Origin of the sequence: Bacillus sp. AFS017336, assembly GCF_002555445.1 — a bacterium.
In the GTDB taxonomy this organism is placed as follows: Bacteria; Bacillota; Bacilli; order Bacillales; family Bacillaceae_G; genus Gottfriedia.
Genome location: NZ_NUCO01000030.1, coordinates 103,525 through 120,567 on the forward strand (window position 1 = coordinate 103,525; position 17,043 = coordinate 120,567).

Annotated in this window: 19 protein-coding genes and 1 tRNA gene; 19 read left to right on the plus strand and 1 reads right to left on the minus strand. The window is 34.1% G+C overall.

The features are described from left to right. Positions 1 to 132: 132 nt before the first annotated feature. From CN601_RS18155 to CN601_RS18185, 7 genes are all read left to right on the plus strand, one after another. Positions 133 to 1,632, plus strand: coding sequence for a tetratricopeptide repeat protein (locus CN601_RS18155; protein ID WP_098118717.1), 1,500 nt, complete (start codon positions 133 to 135; stop codon positions 1,630 to 1,632). Between the two features lie 183 nt (positions 1,633 to 1,815). Continuing rightward, entirely contained in the window at positions 1,816 to 2,763 is a 948-nt protein-coding gene (gene trxB / locus CN601_RS18160; protein ID WP_098118716.1) for a thioredoxin-disulfide reductase, read from the plus strand. Positions 2,764 to 3,127: 364 nt separating this feature from the next. Further along, on the plus strand, positions 3,128 to 3,586 hold the full coding sequence (locus CN601_RS18165) for an NUDIX hydrolase (protein WP_098118715.1): 459 nt from the start codon (positions 3,128 to 3,130) through the stop codon (positions 3,584 to 3,586). A gap of 28 nt (positions 3,587 to 3,614) precedes the next feature. Further along, a complete protein-coding gene (gene rapZ, locus CN601_RS18170) occupies positions 3,615 to 4,499 on the plus strand; it encodes an RNase adapter RapZ (protein WP_098118714.1) in 885 nt (294 codons plus the stop codon). Continuing rightward, on the plus strand, positions 4,499 to 5,467 hold the full coding sequence (locus tag CN601_RS18175; RefSeq protein ID WP_098118713.1) for a gluconeogenesis factor YvcK family protein: 969 nt from the start codon (positions 4,499 to 4,501) through the stop codon (positions 5,465 to 5,467). Before rapZ ends, CN601_RS18175 begins: the two co-directional genes overlap by 1 nt. A gap of 38 nt (positions 5,468 to 5,505) precedes the next feature. Next, positions 5,506 to 6,456, plus strand: a complete 951-nt coding sequence (gene whiA / locus CN601_RS18180) for a DNA-binding protein WhiA (RefSeq protein WP_098118712.1) — start codon at positions 5,506 to 5,508, stop codon at positions 6,454 to 6,456. Between the two features lie 20 nt (positions 6,457 to 6,476). After that, positions 6,477 to 6,734 carry an HPr family phosphocarrier protein gene (locus tag CN601_RS18185; RefSeq protein ID WP_025568719.1) on the plus strand — a complete coding sequence of 86 codons (258 nt, stop codon included), beginning with the start codon at positions 6,477 to 6,479 and terminating at the stop codon, positions 6,732 to 6,734. A gap of 84 nt (positions 6,735 to 6,818) precedes the next feature. Here CN601_RS18185 and clpP read toward each other — a convergent pair whose 3' ends face one another. Next, positions 6,819 to 7,412: an ATP-dependent Clp endopeptidase proteolytic subunit ClpP gene (gene clpP / locus CN601_RS18190; protein WP_025568718.1), complete on the minus strand. Its 594-nt coding sequence runs from the start codon at positions 7,410 to 7,412 to the stop codon at positions 6,819 to 6,821. 372 nt (positions 7,413 to 7,784) lie between these two features. Here clpP and CN601_RS18195 point away from each other — a divergent pair, with 372 nt between their 5' ends. The 12 genes from CN601_RS18195 to CN601_RS18245 all read left to right on the plus strand — a co-directional run bounded on the left by CN601_RS18195 (position 7,785) and on the right by CN601_RS18245 (position 16,973). Then, positions 7,785 to 9,224 carry a 6-phospho-beta-glucosidase gene (locus tag CN601_RS18195; RefSeq protein WP_098171859.1) on the plus strand — a complete coding sequence of 480 codons (1,440 nt, stop codon included), beginning with the start codon at positions 7,785 to 7,787 and terminating at the stop codon, positions 9,222 to 9,224. Positions 9,225 to 9,895: 671 nt separating this feature from the next. Next, positions 9,896 to 9,968: transfer RNA gene (locus tag CN601_RS18200), tRNA-Arg, on the plus strand. A gap of 297 nt (positions 9,969 to 10,265) precedes the next feature. Next, positions 10,266 to 10,766: a Panacea domain-containing protein gene (locus CN601_RS18205; protein WP_098171860.1), complete on the plus strand. Its 501-nt coding sequence runs from the start codon at positions 10,266 to 10,268 to the stop codon at positions 10,764 to 10,766. Between the two features lie 2 nt (positions 10,767 to 10,768). Next, positions 10,769 to 11,227, plus strand: a complete 459-nt coding sequence (locus tag CN601_RS18210; protein ID WP_098171861.1) for a hypothetical protein — start codon at positions 10,769 to 10,771, stop codon at positions 11,225 to 11,227. Between the two features lie 156 nt (positions 11,228 to 11,383). Further along, a complete protein-coding gene (locus tag CN601_RS27000; RefSeq protein WP_179865601.1) occupies positions 11,384 to 11,539 on the plus strand; it encodes a hypothetical protein in 156 nt (51 codons plus the stop codon). 308 nt (positions 11,540 to 11,847) lie between these two features. Further along, a complete protein-coding gene (locus tag CN601_RS18215; protein ID WP_098118710.1) occupies positions 11,848 to 12,141 on the plus strand; it encodes a DUF6509 family protein in 294 nt (97 codons plus the stop codon). Positions 12,142 to 12,478: 337 nt separating this feature from the next. Further along, positions 12,479 to 12,781 (plus strand): PTS sugar transporter subunit IIB, encoded by a 303-nt coding sequence (locus CN601_RS18220; protein WP_098118709.1) that lies wholly within the window; start codon positions 12,479 to 12,481, stop codon positions 12,779 to 12,781. A gap of 43 nt (positions 12,782 to 12,824) precedes the next feature. Further along, positions 12,825 to 14,180: a PTS sugar transporter subunit IIC gene (locus CN601_RS18225; RefSeq protein ID WP_098171862.1), complete on the plus strand. Its 1,356-nt coding sequence runs from the start codon at positions 12,825 to 12,827 to the stop codon at positions 14,178 to 14,180. Between the two features lie 25 nt (positions 14,181 to 14,205). Beyond that, positions 14,206 to 14,526 (plus strand): PTS lactose/cellobiose transporter subunit IIA, encoded by a 321-nt coding sequence (locus CN601_RS18230; RefSeq protein WP_098171863.1) that lies wholly within the window; start codon positions 14,206 to 14,208, stop codon positions 14,524 to 14,526. 401 nt (positions 14,527 to 14,927) lie between these two features. After that, positions 14,928 to 15,230, plus strand: a complete 303-nt coding sequence (locus CN601_RS18235) for a PTS sugar transporter subunit IIB (protein ID WP_098118706.1) — start codon at positions 14,928 to 14,930, stop codon at positions 15,228 to 15,230. A 44-nt stretch (positions 15,231 to 15,274) separates the two neighbouring features. Then, the gene (locus CN601_RS18240; protein ID WP_098118705.1) at positions 15,275 to 16,630 is read left to right on the plus strand and encodes a PTS sugar transporter subunit IIC; all 1,356 of its coding nucleotides are present in this window, start codon (positions 15,275 to 15,277) and stop codon (positions 16,628 to 16,630) included. A 22-nt stretch (positions 16,631 to 16,652) separates the two neighbouring features. Beyond that, on the plus strand, positions 16,653 to 16,973 hold the full coding sequence (locus CN601_RS18245) for a PTS lactose/cellobiose transporter subunit IIA (protein ID WP_179865602.1): 321 nt from the start codon (positions 16,653 to 16,655) through the stop codon (positions 16,971 to 16,973). Positions 16,974 to 17,043 lie beyond the last annotated feature (70 nt).

The window sequence follows — 17,043 nt, forward strand, 5'->3', positions numbered from 1 at the left end:
ATAATACTTTGACAACTTTATTTAGATAATGTGGAAATTGTACGTTCGTTTAAAATTCTTATAATTTGGACGGCGACTATTTCCTCTTTTTGTGTGATATACTGTGATAAGCTGGAAAAACTGGAGGATCGAATGTCAGAAAATTTGGGGAATCAAACAAATCAATTTCATAATGTCGTTTCGTTCTCGTTACCGAAAGATTATTTCTACGAAAAGGGTATGAAAGCTTATAATAGTAACGATACTGAGCAAGCGATTTATTACTTGAAAAAAGCTGCTGAAAATGAAGAAAATCAAACTGTTCTTGTTGATATTTCTAGGAAGCTTTTATCATTACATCAATATCAAACTACGATTACTATTTTAGAATATATTTTAGATAAATATCCAACTAATGAGGATGTATATTATTTATTAGCATTTGCATTTTTTGAGTTAGGGTTATTTCAAAAAGCAAATCTTTATGCTCAAAAGTATTTAGAAATTGGAACAGATGAAGAACAATTAGAAGAGCTAGAAGATTATTTAGACATCATTCATAGTGAAGAGGATGATGATTTAAGTATTAATGATGATTTACTAGTACTTCAAGAGAGAGTTACTAGCTATTTAGCAAATCATGATTGGAAATCAGCTAAATCCACTTTACTGAGCATTGTTGATAAATATCAAGAATTTTGGCCAGCATACAATAATTTAGCTTTAGTAGAGCTTCATTTAGGACATCACGATGAAGCTGAAAGAGTATTGGAGTATGTTTTAGAACAAAATCCAGGCAATTTATCAGCGTTAATTCATTTAACGATGCTAAAAAGGATCTTAAATGAACAAGAAGCTGCTCATGTTTATCTTGAAGGCTTATCAAATATCGTTCCGATCTCTGAAGAGCACCGTCATAAGCTTGGAGTACTTTTTTATCAATTCAAAAAGTATGAAGAAGCATATAAATTATTTAACTTACTTTATATGGAAAGACCTGATCGTGAAATTCAATTTTATTATATGTTATGTGATGCAGCTTATCGTTCAGGACGAATTGCGATTGCCGAGCGCATTTGGAATCAAGAAATGTCAAATGAGTTTGAAGAGCATGAAGAATTAGCACCATGGGCTGATAAAAAGCATTCATCGAACGAAATCGAGCAGTTAATGGCGGAAACTGAGTATCAAGCAAAACACTCTAATTCCAATAGTGAAAGATGGGGATTAATCTATTTCATGAAGGAGTATTATTACGAACAAAAGTTTAGTTCAATCCTTCAAGATATCGAACCGTTAGAAAATATTGGAATCGATGAGCAATTAGAACAAGTTCTTCTGAATAATATGTGCTATTTAGAGCCTCATCCATCCTTAAATATTGCGATTAATGGAGCGAAAAAAGTTCAAGCAACTTGGGAAGAAGAATATATCATTCTTCGTAATCATCTTCAGTTATGGTTTTTCTCGATTTGTGAACTTACTTTAAAATATAAAGAGTTACCTGTAAATGAAGAAGTTTTATTAGCTGCTACACATTATCTTGTTGAAAATGAAGTAAAACGTGTATCACAAAAGAAAATTGCAGCAAACTATAATATCTCTACCTATTTATTAAATAAAGGCATCAGCGCCATTCGAAGCTTGTTTTAATACCAGATGGTGTTAAGCAAGCTTTCTTTATTTCACAAGAGATTAAGTATAAAGGCTCGTCAATCAACGAGTTTTCTATATTATGAGCATATGATTTGTTGTTTTATGTTGTCGCGTATTAGGATAGTGGTAGTTAAATGAACTAGGGCAATTAGCCATAAAAGTACAAGGAGTGATTAAGAAATGGAAGAAAAAATTTATGATGTTATAATCATTGGAGCTGGTCCTGCAGGGATGACTGCAGCTGTATATACATCTCGTGCTAATCTTTCTACATTAATGATGGAACGTGGTATTCCTGGTGGACAAATGGCAAATACTGAAGAAATTGAAAATTATCCAGGGTTTGATAGTATTTTAGGTCCTGATTTATCAAATAAAATGTTTGACCACGCGAAAAAATTTGGTGCTGAATACGCTTATGGAGACATAAAAGAAATTATCGACGGCAAAGAATACAAAACGATCGTTGCTGGTAAAAAAGAATATAAAACACGTGCAGTTATTATTACTACTGGTGCAGAGTACAAGAAAATTGGCGTTCCGGGTGAACAAGAACTAGGCGGACGCGGTGTATCTTACTGTGCTGTTTGTGATGGAGCATTCTTTAAAGATAAAGAATTAGTTGTCATTGGTGGAGGAGACTCAGCAGTTGAAGAAGGCGTATATTTAACTCGCTACGCTTCTAAAGTTACAATCGTACACCGCCGTGATCAATTACGTGCTCAAAAAATTCTTCAAGACCGTGCATTTGCAAATGAAAAAATTTCATTCGTTTGGAATTCAACAATCAAGGAGGTTAACGGAACTGACGGTAAAGTTAGTAGCGTAACACTTGTTGATACTCAAAATGGAGAAGAATCTGAATTTAAAACAGATGGAGTATTTATTTATATCGGAATGCTTCCATTAACAAAACCATTCTTAAGCTTAGGCATTACGAATGAAAATGGATATATCGAAACAAATGATGTAATGGAAACAAAAGTAGCAGGAATCTTTGCTGCAGGTGATGTTCGTGAAAAAACATTACGTCAAGTTGTAACAGCTACAGGAGACGGAAGTATTGCTGCTCAAGCAGTACAACATTATATTGAAGAATTAATGGAAGAGTTAGCTAAAACGAAGTAATCTACCATTAAAATACCATTGTTGCCAATTTATTTGAATTGTGTATACAATTGTAATATTCTGAAACTTACATGTAATTAGGGTGTAACTCTACTGAAACATAGATACTGTAATATATTTAATAACCAGAGAGCCCCCTAATATATATAGGAACATGGATATGCGCTTGTCCATGTTCCCTTTTTTTGTGTAAATTTAGTTCCCCAACACTATATCCAATTCTTGAAATTATTTCCAAATTCTAGAGCTTTTCCGCCCCTAATTCCTGCTCCTAACAAGTTGTTGTTAGACAGGTTAAACGGTATAATATAGATTGGGCAGTTTCAACCAACTGCAAGTCGAAATTGTAAGTGAGGTATAAAAAATGCAAAGAGTTACACATTGTGTTTTGTTAAATGAAAATAATATCCTCTTGCTACAAAAACCTAGAAGAAACTGGTGGGTTGCACCCGGCGGCAAGATGGAGCCAGGTGAAAATATTAGAGAAGCAGTTGTACGAGAATATCGTGAAGAAACAGGTGTTTACTTAAAAAACCCAAAATTAAAAGGTGTTTTTACAATTATTATAGAAGAAGATGCTAAGGTAGTGAATGAGTGGATGATGTTCTCATTTTTGGCTACCGAGTATGATGGTCAAAATCAAGATGAATGTGAAGAAGGCATTCTTCGCTGGCATGCAATAGATGAAGTGAAGAAACTTCCTATGGCTGAAGGTGATTATCACATTATTGATTATTTACTTCAGGGTACAGAAATCTTGCATGGTACCTTTGTATATACGCCAGATTTTGAATTATTAAGATATCGATTAAATCCTAGTTAACCTAAATTCATAGAAAGGGTTGAATTAAATGCCTGCAAAATCACATGTGAAAATGGTTATAATAACTGGAATGTCAGGTGCTGGAAAGACTGTTGTTGTTCAAGCGTTAGAAGATATCGGTTATTTCTGTGTTGACAATCTTCCTCCGGCTTTACTTCCAAAATTTGTAGAGCTATTAAAGGACCCAGATCATAATACAACGGATAAAGTTGCTCTTGTAATGGATTTACGAGGAAGAGAATTCTTTGATCAATTAGGGAATTCGTTAGATCAATTAATGTCTACTCCTTCGATCATCCCTCAAATATTATTTTTAGATGCAACGAATGCTGCTCTTGTTACTCGCTATAAAGAAACGCGTCGTTCACATCCACTTTCTCCAACTGGTTCTCCGTTAAAAGGAATTGAGATGGAACGCACACTTTTAGCGGAAGTAAAAGGACGTGCACAATTAATTTATGATACTTCAGATTTAAAACCTAAAACATTAAGAGAAAAAATAATAAAACAGTTTAGAGAAAATGAGCAAGAAGGTTTTTCAGTAAATATTCAGTCATTCGGTTTTAAGTATGGCATACCGATTGATGCGGATTTAGTTTTTGATGTACGCTTTTTACCAAACCCATTTTATATTGAATCAATGCGTCCACTAACAGGCTTAGATGAAGAGGTCTCCTCTTATGTACTTAAATTTAATGAGACAACTGAGTTCATGCTGAAATTAATTGACTTAATTAGTTTTATGTTACCCCAATACAAAAGAGAAGGTAAACGTCAGTTAATAATTGCGATTGGATGTACAGGTGGACAGCATCGCTCTGTTACTCTAGCGGAGTATTTAGCTAACTACTATAAGGACCAATATGATACGAATATTAGCCATCGAGATGTTGAAAAAAGGAGCCATAAGTAATGGTTAGCCAACGTTCGAAAATAGTAATAATTGGAGGCGGAACGGGTTTATCTGTTTTAGTTCGTGGGTTGAAAAAACATCCCGTTGATATTACCGCAATTGTAACTGTCGCAGATGACGGTGGAAGTTCTGGACGATTACGTGATGAATTAAAAATTCCACCCCCTGGTGATGTAAGAAATGTATTGGCCGCATTATCTGATGTGGAACCGATGTTGGAAGAATTATTCCAACATCGATTTGCTACATCTGGAGACCTTTCTGGACACTCACTTGGGAATTTAATGTTAAGTGCAATGACTGCCATTACAGGCGATTTTTATCGTGCAATCATTGAAATGAGAAGAGTATTAAATGTAAGAGGGAAAGTTATTCCTGCTGCTAACCAAAGTGTTGTATTAAAAGCGGAACTAGAAGATGGCACAATTGTTTCGGGTGAATCTAAAATCCCGTATTCAGGTAAAAAAATTAAGAGAGTATTTTTAGCTCCAAGTAATGTTGAACCTTTAAAAGAAGCCATTGATGAAATAGAACGAGCAGATTTAATTGTAATTGGACCAGGTAGCTTATACACGAGTATTCTACCAAATCTATTAGTTACTAAAATTGGGAAGGCAGTTGTAGCCTCAAAAGCTAAAAAAGTATATGTATGTAATGTTATGACTCAAGCTGGTGAGACATTGTATTATACGGCTAGTGATCACGTAAAAGCTTTGTATGAACACTTAGACTCAAGCTTTATCGATACAATTATCGTAAATGAAGGTACAATGCCAAAGAACATTTTAGAACTTTATAAAGAAGAACATGCTCAACAAGTAAAACCGGATTTGGATGAGCTAAATGCTTTAAAACTAGAAGTCGTTCATAAGTCAATCGTTAAATATGATGATAATGTAATCAGGCATGATACTGTAAAGTTAGCAGAAATTTTATGTGACCTTATCCCGACTAAAATAAAAGAATAATGAAAAATATTTAGTGTTCGAAGGAGGGGGTGATTCAAATGTCCTTTGCATCAGAAACGAAAAAAGAGTTAACAACAATAGAAATTAAAGATTGTTGTTCAAAATCGGAACTGTCTTCTTTAATTCGTATGAACGGTTCATTATCATTTGCAAATCGCCAATTTATTGTAGATGTAGTTACTGAAAATGCAGCTATTGCTAGAAGAATATATGTATTAATTAAACGTGTTTATGATGTGGACGTTGAATTACTCGTTCGTAAAAAAATGCGTCTTAAAAAGAACAATGTCTATATTGTTCGAATAAAAGAAGAAGCTAAGCATATTTTAAATGATCTTTATATAACAGGCGAAGGGTTTACTTTTACGAATGAAATAGCAAAAGAACTAATTGAAAAGAAGTGTTGCAAACGCTCCTACTTAAGAGGTGCTTTTCTAGCTGGTGGTTCAGTGAATAATCCAGAAACATCTTCATATCACTTAGAAATTTTTTCGCTTTATAAAGAGCATACAGAAGAAATTTGCCGTCTAATGAATGAATTCGGGTTAAATGCGAAGACATTAGAGAGGCGAAAAGGCTATATCACTTATTTAAAGGAAGCAGAAAAAATCACTGAGTTTTTAAACATTGCTGGTGCTCATTCAGCCTTATTAAGGTTTGAAGATATCCGTATTGTAAGAGATATGAGAAACAGTGTTAATCGTCTAGTAAATTGTGAAACTGCGAACTTAAATAAAACAATTAGCGCAGCCTTCAGACAAATCGAAAATATTCGTTATATCCAAAGCTCCGTCGGTTTAGATATATTACCACCAAAACTCCGTGAAATTGCTGAGCTTAGAGTAGCGTATGAGGATGTAACATTAAAAGAATTAGGAGAAATGGTTTCTAGCGGTGCAATTAGCAAATCCGGAATTAATCATCGTTTACGTAAAATTGATGAAATTGCTGATAAGCTAAGAGCTGGGGAACCAATAAAAATAAAATAAATAAGTTAAGAGGTAAAAAAATGATTGAGAAAAAAGGGAGAGTACTATTAGAAACTGGAATACAGGCTCGTCCAGCGGCACAATTTGTTCAAGTCGCTACAAGATTTCGTTCAGAAGTATTACTAGCATATAAAGGTAAACAAGTGAACGTAAAAAGTATTATGGGCGTTATGAGTCTTGCTGTACCACATGGAGAAGAAATAGTAATTACTGTTACTGGTGACGATGAAGTTGAAGCAATGGAAGCAGTAATGGACTTTATTGGAGAAGAAATTTAATGATATTGGACATTCGCTTAGGTGGATGTCCAATTTTTTTATACAAAAAAACTAGCCGGAAAATCACGACTAGTTTTTTAATTATTATTTAATAGCTGCAGTATTAGAAATTACTTTATCGATTAATCCGTATTCTAAAGCACGGTCTGCAGTCATAAAGTTATCACGCTCAGTATCACGCTCAATCGTATCTAATGGTTGACCAGTACGATCAGCAAGAATTTTGTTTAATTTATCGCGTAAGAACAGGATACGTTTAGCTGCAATTTCGATTTCAGTAGCTTGACCTTGAGCACCACCTAATGGTTGGTGAATCATAACTTCTGCATTCGGAAGAGCATATCTCTTACCTTTTTCACCAGCAGATAATAAGAAAGCACCCATTGAAGCTGCCATACCAATACAAATTGTAGATACTTGAGGCTTAATGAAATTCATCGTATCATAAATAGCCATACCAGCAGTAATACTTCCTCCTGGGCTATTAATGTATAATGAAATATCCTTATCTGGATCTTCTGCTGCTAAAAATAAAAGTTGTGACACGATCGAGTTAGCTACGTTATCATCGATTGCACTACCTAACATGATGATGCGGTCTTTTAAAAGACGAGAGTAAATATCATACGCACGCTCACCACGACTTGTTTGTTCAATAACTGTAGGGATTAAATTCATTTTTTCTCCTCCTTGTTTAAAACAAAAGATTGATTAATACAATAATACCTTTAAGGTCAGAAAAGGTCAAATAAAAGAGATGCTTTATTTATGTATTCTTTTACCTAAAAACAATTGACCTTTTATAACATACTGATTATCTAATACTTCAACATCATTAACGACTTTTCCTATTATTAAACGTAACTTTATTTAGTTTTTCTTTTGAGTAGTATAAATTCTAATAAACTACGAAGAGCAGGAGAGGTAGGACTAGATATAGAAATGATTCTAAAAGGATTTTTTTAAGTATAATTCAATTTCTTCAGGAATGCTTCTTAGAAAATACGATCGAGTTAAAGTAGACAAAGTTACTAGAGGAGGAGAGCCAAATTGAATAAGTTACATTCCGCATTTCCAACAAATTTTCTTTGGGGTGGTGCAATTGCAGCAAACCAAGCAGAGGGTGCTTACTTAAAAGGTGGTAAAGGGTTAACGACTGTAGATTTATTACCGACTGGTAAAGAACGATTTTCGTTTATGTTAGGGAATATAGACTCTTTAACATTAAAAGAGGGAGTATACTATCCTTCACATGAAGCAATTGATTTTTACCATCGTTATAAAGAAGATATTGCACTGTTTGCGGAAATGGGATTTAAATGTTTAAGGTTATCAATTGCATGGGCAAGGATTTTTCCTAACGGAGATGAAGAATTACCAAATGCAGAGGGTCTCCAATTCTATGATGATGTTTTTGATGAGCTATTAAAATATAATATTGAACCAGTTGTCACGACTTGCCATTTTGATGTACCAGTCCATTTAGTAGAGAAATACGGTAGTTGGAAAAATAGAGAAATGATCAACTTTTATGAGAAGTATACAAGAACAATCTTTGAAAGATATAAAAACAAAGTTAAGTATTGGATGACATTTAATGAAATAAACATGCTATTACATGCACCTTTTATTGGAGCAGGGATTATTCTTAAAGAAGGTGAGGATAAAGACCAAGTTCTTTACCAAGCGGCACATCATCAACTTGTAGCTAGTGCTTTAGCTGTAAAAGCATGTCATGAAATTATTCCAAATAGCCAAATGGGCTGTATGCTAGCAGCAGGTGCAACCTATCCTTATACTTGTCATCCAAACGATGTATGGAACTCAATCGATAAAGACCGAGAATCCTACTTTTTCATTGATGTTCAATCAAGAGGGGAATACCCAGGGTATGCTAAACGATATTTCAGAGAAAATGATTTACATATAGTAATGGAAAAAGATGATGAAGAGCTATTAAAAAATAACACGGTGGACTATATTGGTTTCAGTTATTATGCAAGTCGTTGCACTAGTACTGATCCGGAAGTATTAAGTCAATTAACTGAAGGAAATATCTTTGCCTCCATAAAAAATCCATATTTAAAAGCCTCAGAGTGGGGATGGCAAATCGATCCTAAAGGATTACGAATAACATGTAATCTATTGTACGATCGTTACCAAAAACCATTATTTATTGTGGAAAATGGCCTAGGAGCAATTGATATAATTGAAGACAACGATTCAATTAATGACGACTACCGAATCGACTATTTAAACTCACACTTTAAAGAAATGTCAGAAGCAATCCAAGACGGCGTCGAAATCATTGGCTACACAAGCTGGGGACCAATCGATCTAGTAAGTGCAGGAACCGGTGAAATGAAAAAACGCTACGGATATATATACGTAGACAAAGATAACGAAGGAAAAGGTACATTAAAAAGACTCAAGAAAAAAAGCTTTTACTGGTACCAACAAGTTATCAAAACAAACGGTGAAAACCTATAAAATAGTAACCAAAGAAGAGGATGCACCAAAAGCACATCTTCTTCTTTTCATATTCTTAGAATATTTTCATACCCGAAAACAGACCTAAAACATTGCAGTCAGAACTTTCTAAAGATATAATTGACCTAGGACTAACCAATACAAAATACATCATGTAGCTTTATAAGAAATAAAACGCTCGTAGCTCAGTGGATAAAGCACGATTGAATAAGCATCCATGAATCTACTTCAAGCGCACTTGCCGAGCCACTACTTGCAATTACATTCTGAGGCAAGGGTGGGGCCAGAGTGAACTTGTTTCTGCTGAACAACGAATCGAGCCGCTACTTGCTTAAGCTTTCTGAGATTGGGGCGACCAATACAATATACTTATCTACCCTTATAAAATATGCGTTCGTAGCTCAGTGGATAGAGCACGTCCGAATAAGCTTCGTAGCGAAACATCAGCGCACCAATCGAGCCACTACTTGCATAAGCATTCTGAGATTGGGGCGGGAATTACAAAATACATCTTTTACCTTTAATAAATATGCGTTCGTAGCTCAGTGGATAGAGCACGATCGAATAAGCTCCAAAGAGAAACATCAGCGCACCAATCGAGCTGCTCCTTGCATAAGCTTACTGAGATTGGGGCGACAATACAAAATACTTATTTACCCTTTATATAATATGCGTTCGTAGCTCAGTGGATAGAGCATCGGTTTCCGGTACCGTGTGTCGCAGGTTCGAATCCTGTCGAGCGCGCTTAAATAATATAAAAACAAGTTGAGAATCAAATTCAAAACTATAAACTTTCTAACCAAATGCAAAGATTGCTATTTAGTACTCTACAAATTAATTTACCACGCGTTGAACTCCATCATGTTTATCAAAAAAACACTTCAAGTAATATGAAAAAATCAAACTAAAAAAACTTACAAATAAAGAAGAAGTATAAATAATACTTTTTGTCTATCATAATGTTCCAATCATTCGATAAATCTAAAATCCTATATTTGAGAAACTATAAAGTTAATGTGATCAAGGAAAAGGAGTGAAAAAATGGCATATATAACATTAGAGGAGAGACTAATGACAATTTCTGCCTTAGGCGTAGCGAAATGGTTTTTAATGAAAAATAATGAACTTATGAAAGAATATGATAGTGAATTTCTGACTCCATTCAAATTACAATCGTTACTCTATTATGCGCAAGGAACACACCTAGCATATGCAGGTGAAGAATTATTTGCTGATGAAATATTTGCATATGAAGAAGGTCCAGTAGTTCCTAGGGTTTATGAAATTTTTCAGAAATATAAAACTGGAATCCCTTTTAAACCTAAAAATGAAGATATTTCTGTATTTAAATTTGTACAAAAAAGTGAATTAACTAAAAATGTGTTAGAGTCGGTGTTTAATTATTATGGGAAGTATTCTACATGGCAATTATGTAAAATGACAAATGAACAAATTACTTGGACATTGACACCTGAAAATAAAGTTATCGAAAAAGAATTCATCAAAAAGTACTTTGAGGATGAAGTGTTAGAAGGTGAATAAAATTGAGTAGACAACAAAAAATTGGTGGATTGAATTTTAAAAAGCAAAAAGAAAATGGAACATTAAAAGAAGAGTTGGAAAAGTTCAAACCAACTCATCTAAAGTTTAATTTCTCTTTTATTACTAGCAATAATAACTATTCATTTAAAAATCAGAAGTTTACATTAGTACATAAAGCGCAATTAATGGATAGAATATATGCTTTATCGGATGAAGAATATACAATAATAGCTAATCGACCAAAAAGTATAGGGTTTGAGTTTATTCCTATTAAAACTACCGTCAAATACAATGAAGCATTCGATCAATCAGGTTTTAGAAAAAGGGCGAGTCATAAGTATATGGTAATTAGATTATATCCAAACTGTAACCCACTACCATCTAGAATTATTGGTAAAATGGTTGATAAAATCTTTTATGTTCTGTATATCGATATGAATCACAGTCTGTATAAAGGTTAATTAGTTTTTAAAGAATCCTTTTTTTAAGGAAAAATCCCCTATTCGATTACTCCTTCTAACCTACAACTAAAGATGTATCAAAACTCCATCCAATGAAGAATGGGTTCCCTTACCTTACTGTCATATATTTAAAGTAAGAAAAAGGAGGCCTTCAAAATGGATATAAATTCATGGTTTTTTGAGGAACTAGCAAAATTCAATAAAGAAGAAATGGAAAGAGAACTAAAATTCACAGAAACATATAAACTATACTCAACAACTAAGAAGAAAAAATACTGTATCGACCTAAAAATCATTAAATTCTGTATATAAAATTGAGGATGTTTAAAGCCAAAACAATACTAAGGATAATAGTGTCGCGTGATTCTAAAAGATTTGGCATGGGGTTTTAAATAGCTTGAATTTTTTTCCTCTACCATTTTTCAAAAATATATGTTATATTACTTATTGCGATGAGCTAATTTGAGTAAGACGAGAGATATGCGCAAGCTAAACGCGCGGATGTGGCCGCCCGGTCTCTCGCCTCAAACGCATCAAGACGTCTGCTGCGGCAGGCGTCTTTCTTTTTGTTCATTTCTTTGTGTATAATAGTACATATTAATATTGAAGGGAATGTTTTTGTGTTAACTATTGCAGAATACACTGTAGAAGAAATAAAAGATCCATTTGGCATCATTGAAGGGGAGCGATATGAATTTATTCTTTATATTGATGTACCAGAAGATGATGAATTATATAATGAAAAAGGAATATACATAAAAGCACTTTTTGGTGTAAATGGTGAAGAGTCTAGATTAATAAAATATGACTTGTTTGAGGTTGAATCAAATAGTTATTTAGATTTTGATTTGGAAGAAGATGAAGAGAAAGAAGTATTTGAATTTTGTAAGTCTCATTTAACAGTTGAAGAATAATTTTAATGTGTTGTAGTATAACACACTTTCGGTTTAATTAGGGTGTTTCGCATTAATTCGCCAACACACTACTATCTTTTAGCTAACACAGTACGATTTATGGCTACACACAAATGAAACACTAAAATTTAATAAAAATGATTAGTTTTAAAAACCTTGATTTCTCAAGGTTTTTTTATTGGGTTTTAAAATAAATAGATTTTTTAGAAAATTGGCACAGATTTTGCAATATTTAAATTGATTAAAAAACTTGTCCTTGTATCGCGTAATTCTTTTGTCATTATTTGTAAAAATGTAAGCGCTACAATGGCTGGGTAAATTTTGTAGGAGGTGGAGAATGAATATTCTATTAGTATGTTCAGCAGGTATGTCAACTAGTTTACTGGTCACGAAGATGGAACAAGCAGCAAAGGCAAAAGGGATTCAGGCCAACATATGGGCTGTTGCTGGTGATGAAGCGAAAGAAAATTTAGCTAAAGCGGATGTATTACTACTTGGACCACAGGTTCGTTATCTTGCCTCAGAGATGAAGAAGCTGGCTGAACCTAAGGGGATTCCAGTAGATACTATTAATCCGGTACATTATGGATTGATGAATGGTGAAGCTGTGTTAGAAATGGCTTTAAATTTGAAAAAATAAAACGGGGTATTAAAAATTTAGAGAGAAAAGAAGGTGTATCAGAATGATGCGTTTTGCTGAAAAGTATATAATGCCTGCAGCAGCGAAGTTTGGAAATCAACGTCATTTGCTAGCTATCCGTGATGCGTTAATTGGTATGATTGCAATTACGATGATCGGAGCATTTGCGACTTTAATTAATAATCTAGGTGGAGCAATCCACGGCTACGATCACATGATGGAAACTGTCTTCGGTGCTAACTGGAAAACATTAGGCGGCGATATTTGGTGGGGAACTTTTGCATTTATGACCGTGTTTGCAGTTGTAGGGATTGCCTATAAATTAGCACGTTCTTATGGCGATGAAGGTTTTGAAGCTATGCTTGTTGCATTAGCATGTTATTTTGTACTTGTTCCACAATCATTAGCTGCAGTTTCTGTTACATTAGACGGAGGCAAAACAGCTACAGGTAGTGCTTGGGGATTTATTAGCTGGAATTCATTAAACTCAACAGCTTTATTTACAGGTATTATCGTAGCGATTGTTGCAACTGAAATTTTTGTACGATTAGCTAGAGTAAAGCAATTAGTTATTAAATTACCTGATGGTGTTCCACCAGCAGTATCGAAAGCGTTTGCAAAACTATTACCAGGTATGCTAACAATCTTCATTGTAGCTTTAGTTGGTTTATTATTCAGATTGTATTTATCTGATGGAGTATACTTTAATGATTGGTTAAACTCAGTTCTTGTAAAACCATTAACTGATGCAGCTGATTCATTAGGATTTGCAGTTGCAATTGCATTCTTTGTTCATTTCTTCTGGGCACTAGGACTACATGGTCCGAATATTTTAGGTGGTATTACGACACCATTATTAACAAGTTTAGGAAATCATAATATTGACTTATACGCAAAAGGAGTTACTGATTTAGATAAGTACTCAGTTTTAGCAGGACCATTCTTAGATGCATTCGTGTATATGGGTGGATCAGGAACAACAATTGGTTTAATTATTGCAATGTTTATCGTTAACCGTAGACGTCATAAACAGATGATTGCTTTAGGCACACCTCCTGGATTATTTAATATTAATGAACCAATCATTTTCGGTTTACCGATTGTATTAAATCCAGTATGGTTAGTACCATTTATCCTTACTCCAATTGTATTAACAATTATTTCTTATTTAGCTGTTCAATCGCATATCGTATTCCCAGTTGTTTCAACTATTCCATGGGTAACTCCACCGGTTATTGGCGGATATTTAGCAACGGGTGGTCATTGGAGCGGAGCAGTTTTATCGTTAGTTAACGCCGTAATCTCTGTTATTATTTACTTGCCATTCGTAGTAGTTGCAGAAAGAATGGAAGCTAAAAGATCAACGGAAACTACGAGCAGTAACTCATTAAATGTTTAATAGAATGTAAAGGAGAAGAGTGCAGATGCCTACCGACACAAACAATGAACAAATTGCATTTCAGCTTATATTACATTCAGGTAATGCTAAAAGTTTATTAATGGAAGCGATGTACAAAGCTCGAGAGGGGGAGTTTGAGGAAGCTCGTAAGAAAGTAAGCGAAGCTAATGTTGAACTTAGGCTGGCTCATCATTCCCAAACTTCACTTATACAAAGTGAAGCGGGCGGGCAACACTATCAAATTAATATTCTTTTAGTGCATGCACAAGATCATTTAATGAACACTCTTACAACAAGGGACTTAGTGGAAGAGATTATATACTTGCATGAGAAAATCTCAAAATAAACAAAAAGTGGTGTAGACAAGCTCTACATCACTTTTTTGTTCTATAAAAGTATATAATTTAAGAAGAATTCAATAGAGTTTTAAAACACTAAATTATTTGTGTGTCTATTTTGCAACACACTAACGTGAAGTTAACACACTAATTCATTTTTAGAAAAATTATCAATTTTATACAACACACTAAGAAAATTAAGCTGCAGCCTTGTAAGGTTTAGAAAAAACCATTAATATTTTAAATCCTTGTAGGACAACGACTTTCAGCTAAAAATAAATATTTTTAAATAAGTAAGTAAAAGTTGGCACGCCATTTGCTATATAAAGAGTGTACAAAATAAAAAAATTGGTAGTTCCTTACTAAAGATTGTAAGCGCTACACATTAACTGATACTGGAGGAATTATAATGAATATTTTATTAGCTTGTTCAGCAGGGATGTCTACTAGTTTACTAGTAACTAAAATGGAGGATGCAGCAAAAGCAAAAGGAATTGAAGCGAAAATTTGGGCAGTATCAGGTGATGCTGCAAAAGAAAATTTAGATAAAGCCGATGTTCTTTTATTAGGGCCACAAGTAAGATATTTAGCTTCAGAGATGAAAAAAGTTGCAGAGCCAAAAGGAATCCCAGTTGATGTGATCAATCCAGTACATTATGGACTGATGAACGGTGAAGCTGTTTTAGAATTAGCTCTTAGCTTAAAAAAATAGCATTTATTGTTGCATGAATTATTAACAAAAAGGAGCCTTAAAAAATGATAAATTTTGTAGAAAGATATATAATGCCAGCTGCAGCAAAGTTCGGTAACCAACGTCATTTGTTAGCAATACGTGATGCGTTAATCGGTATGATTGCCATTACAATGGTAGGTTCGTTTGCAGTTTTATTTAATAATCTAGGCGGAGCGATAAAAGGCTACGACAAGATGATGGAAGCACTTTTTGGACTAAATTGGAAGACACTAGGTGGAGACATTTGGTGGGGAACATTCGCATTTATGACTGTGTTTGCAGTTGTAGGGATTGCATATAAATTGGCTCGCTCATATGGAGATGAGGGATTCGAAGCAATGCTTGTAGCGTTAGCATCATATTTTGTGCTAGTGCCACAAACTTTAAATACAGTGACAGTTACATTAGAAAATGGAAAAACAGCTACTGGTAGTGTTTGGGGATTAGTAAACTCAACATATACTAATTCAACTGCACTATTTACTGGAATAATCGTCGCAATTATCGCAACAGAAATTTTTGTCCGCTTATCTAAAGTGAAAAAATTAGTCATTAAATTACCTGATGGTGTACCACCAGCGGTTTCTAAAGCATTTGCGAAACTGTTACCAGGTATGTTAACAATTTTGGTAATAGCAATTGTTGGTTTGTTATTCCGATTATATTTATCTGATGGAGTATATTTTAATGATTGGTTAAGCTCAGTGCTTGTTAAACCATTAACAAATGCTGCTGACTCATTACCATTTGCAATCGGTATCGCATTCTTCATTCATTTCTTCTGGATGCTTGGCCTACATGGACCAAATATTTTAGGTGGAATTACAACACCATTATTTACAGCTTTAGGGAATGAAAATATTGATTTAGCAGCAAAAGGTGTTACTAAGTGGAGCGAATACAATGTAATGGCTGGCCAATTCTTTGATGCATTTGTTTTCTTAGGTGGATCAGGTGCTACGATAGGGTTAATCATTTCAATGATCTTAATTAATAGAAAACGTAATAAACAAATGATTGCATTAGGAGGAGCACCAGGTTTATTCCAAATCAATGAACCAGTTCTTTTCGGATTGCCAATCGTATTAAATCCAATGTGGTTAATTCCATTTATAGGTACACCAATTATCTTAACAGTTATATCATATTCAGCGATTTCCCTTGGATTAGTTCATCCTGTAACAACAAGCATTCCTTGGGTAACTCCGCCAATTTTAGGTGGTTGGTTAATTACAGGTGGACATTGGACAGGTGCAGCTTTAGCCGCATTTAACTTAGTTATCTCAGTGGTTATCTATCTACCATTTGTGGCAATGCAAGGAAGAGTCGAAGCTAAAAAAATGAGAGAAGCAGCAAATAATCAAAGTGCTGCCATGTAACGCAGTTTGAGGAGGATACGAAATGAGTACTTTAATGACGATCGAGCAAACAGCAGTTCAATTAATCTTACACGCAGGAAACGCAAAAAGCTCATTGATGGAAGCAATGCAAGCTGCTCGAGCGGGTAATTTAGAAGAAGCAAACAGTAAGATTGAAGAGGCAAAAGTAGAATTAAATCATGCTCACCATACACAAACATCATTAATTCAAAGTGAAGCACGTGGAGAGAATATTCAGTTGAGTATTTTATTAATTCATGCCCAAGATCATTTAATGAATGCACTAACAATGAGAGATTTAGTAATGGAAATTCTTTTCTTACATGAAAAATTAAACAAATAAGAGAAATTAGAAAAGTAGTTTTGTAGAATGAACGAACTACTTTTCTTCTATTAAATAGAAGGAGTGAAGA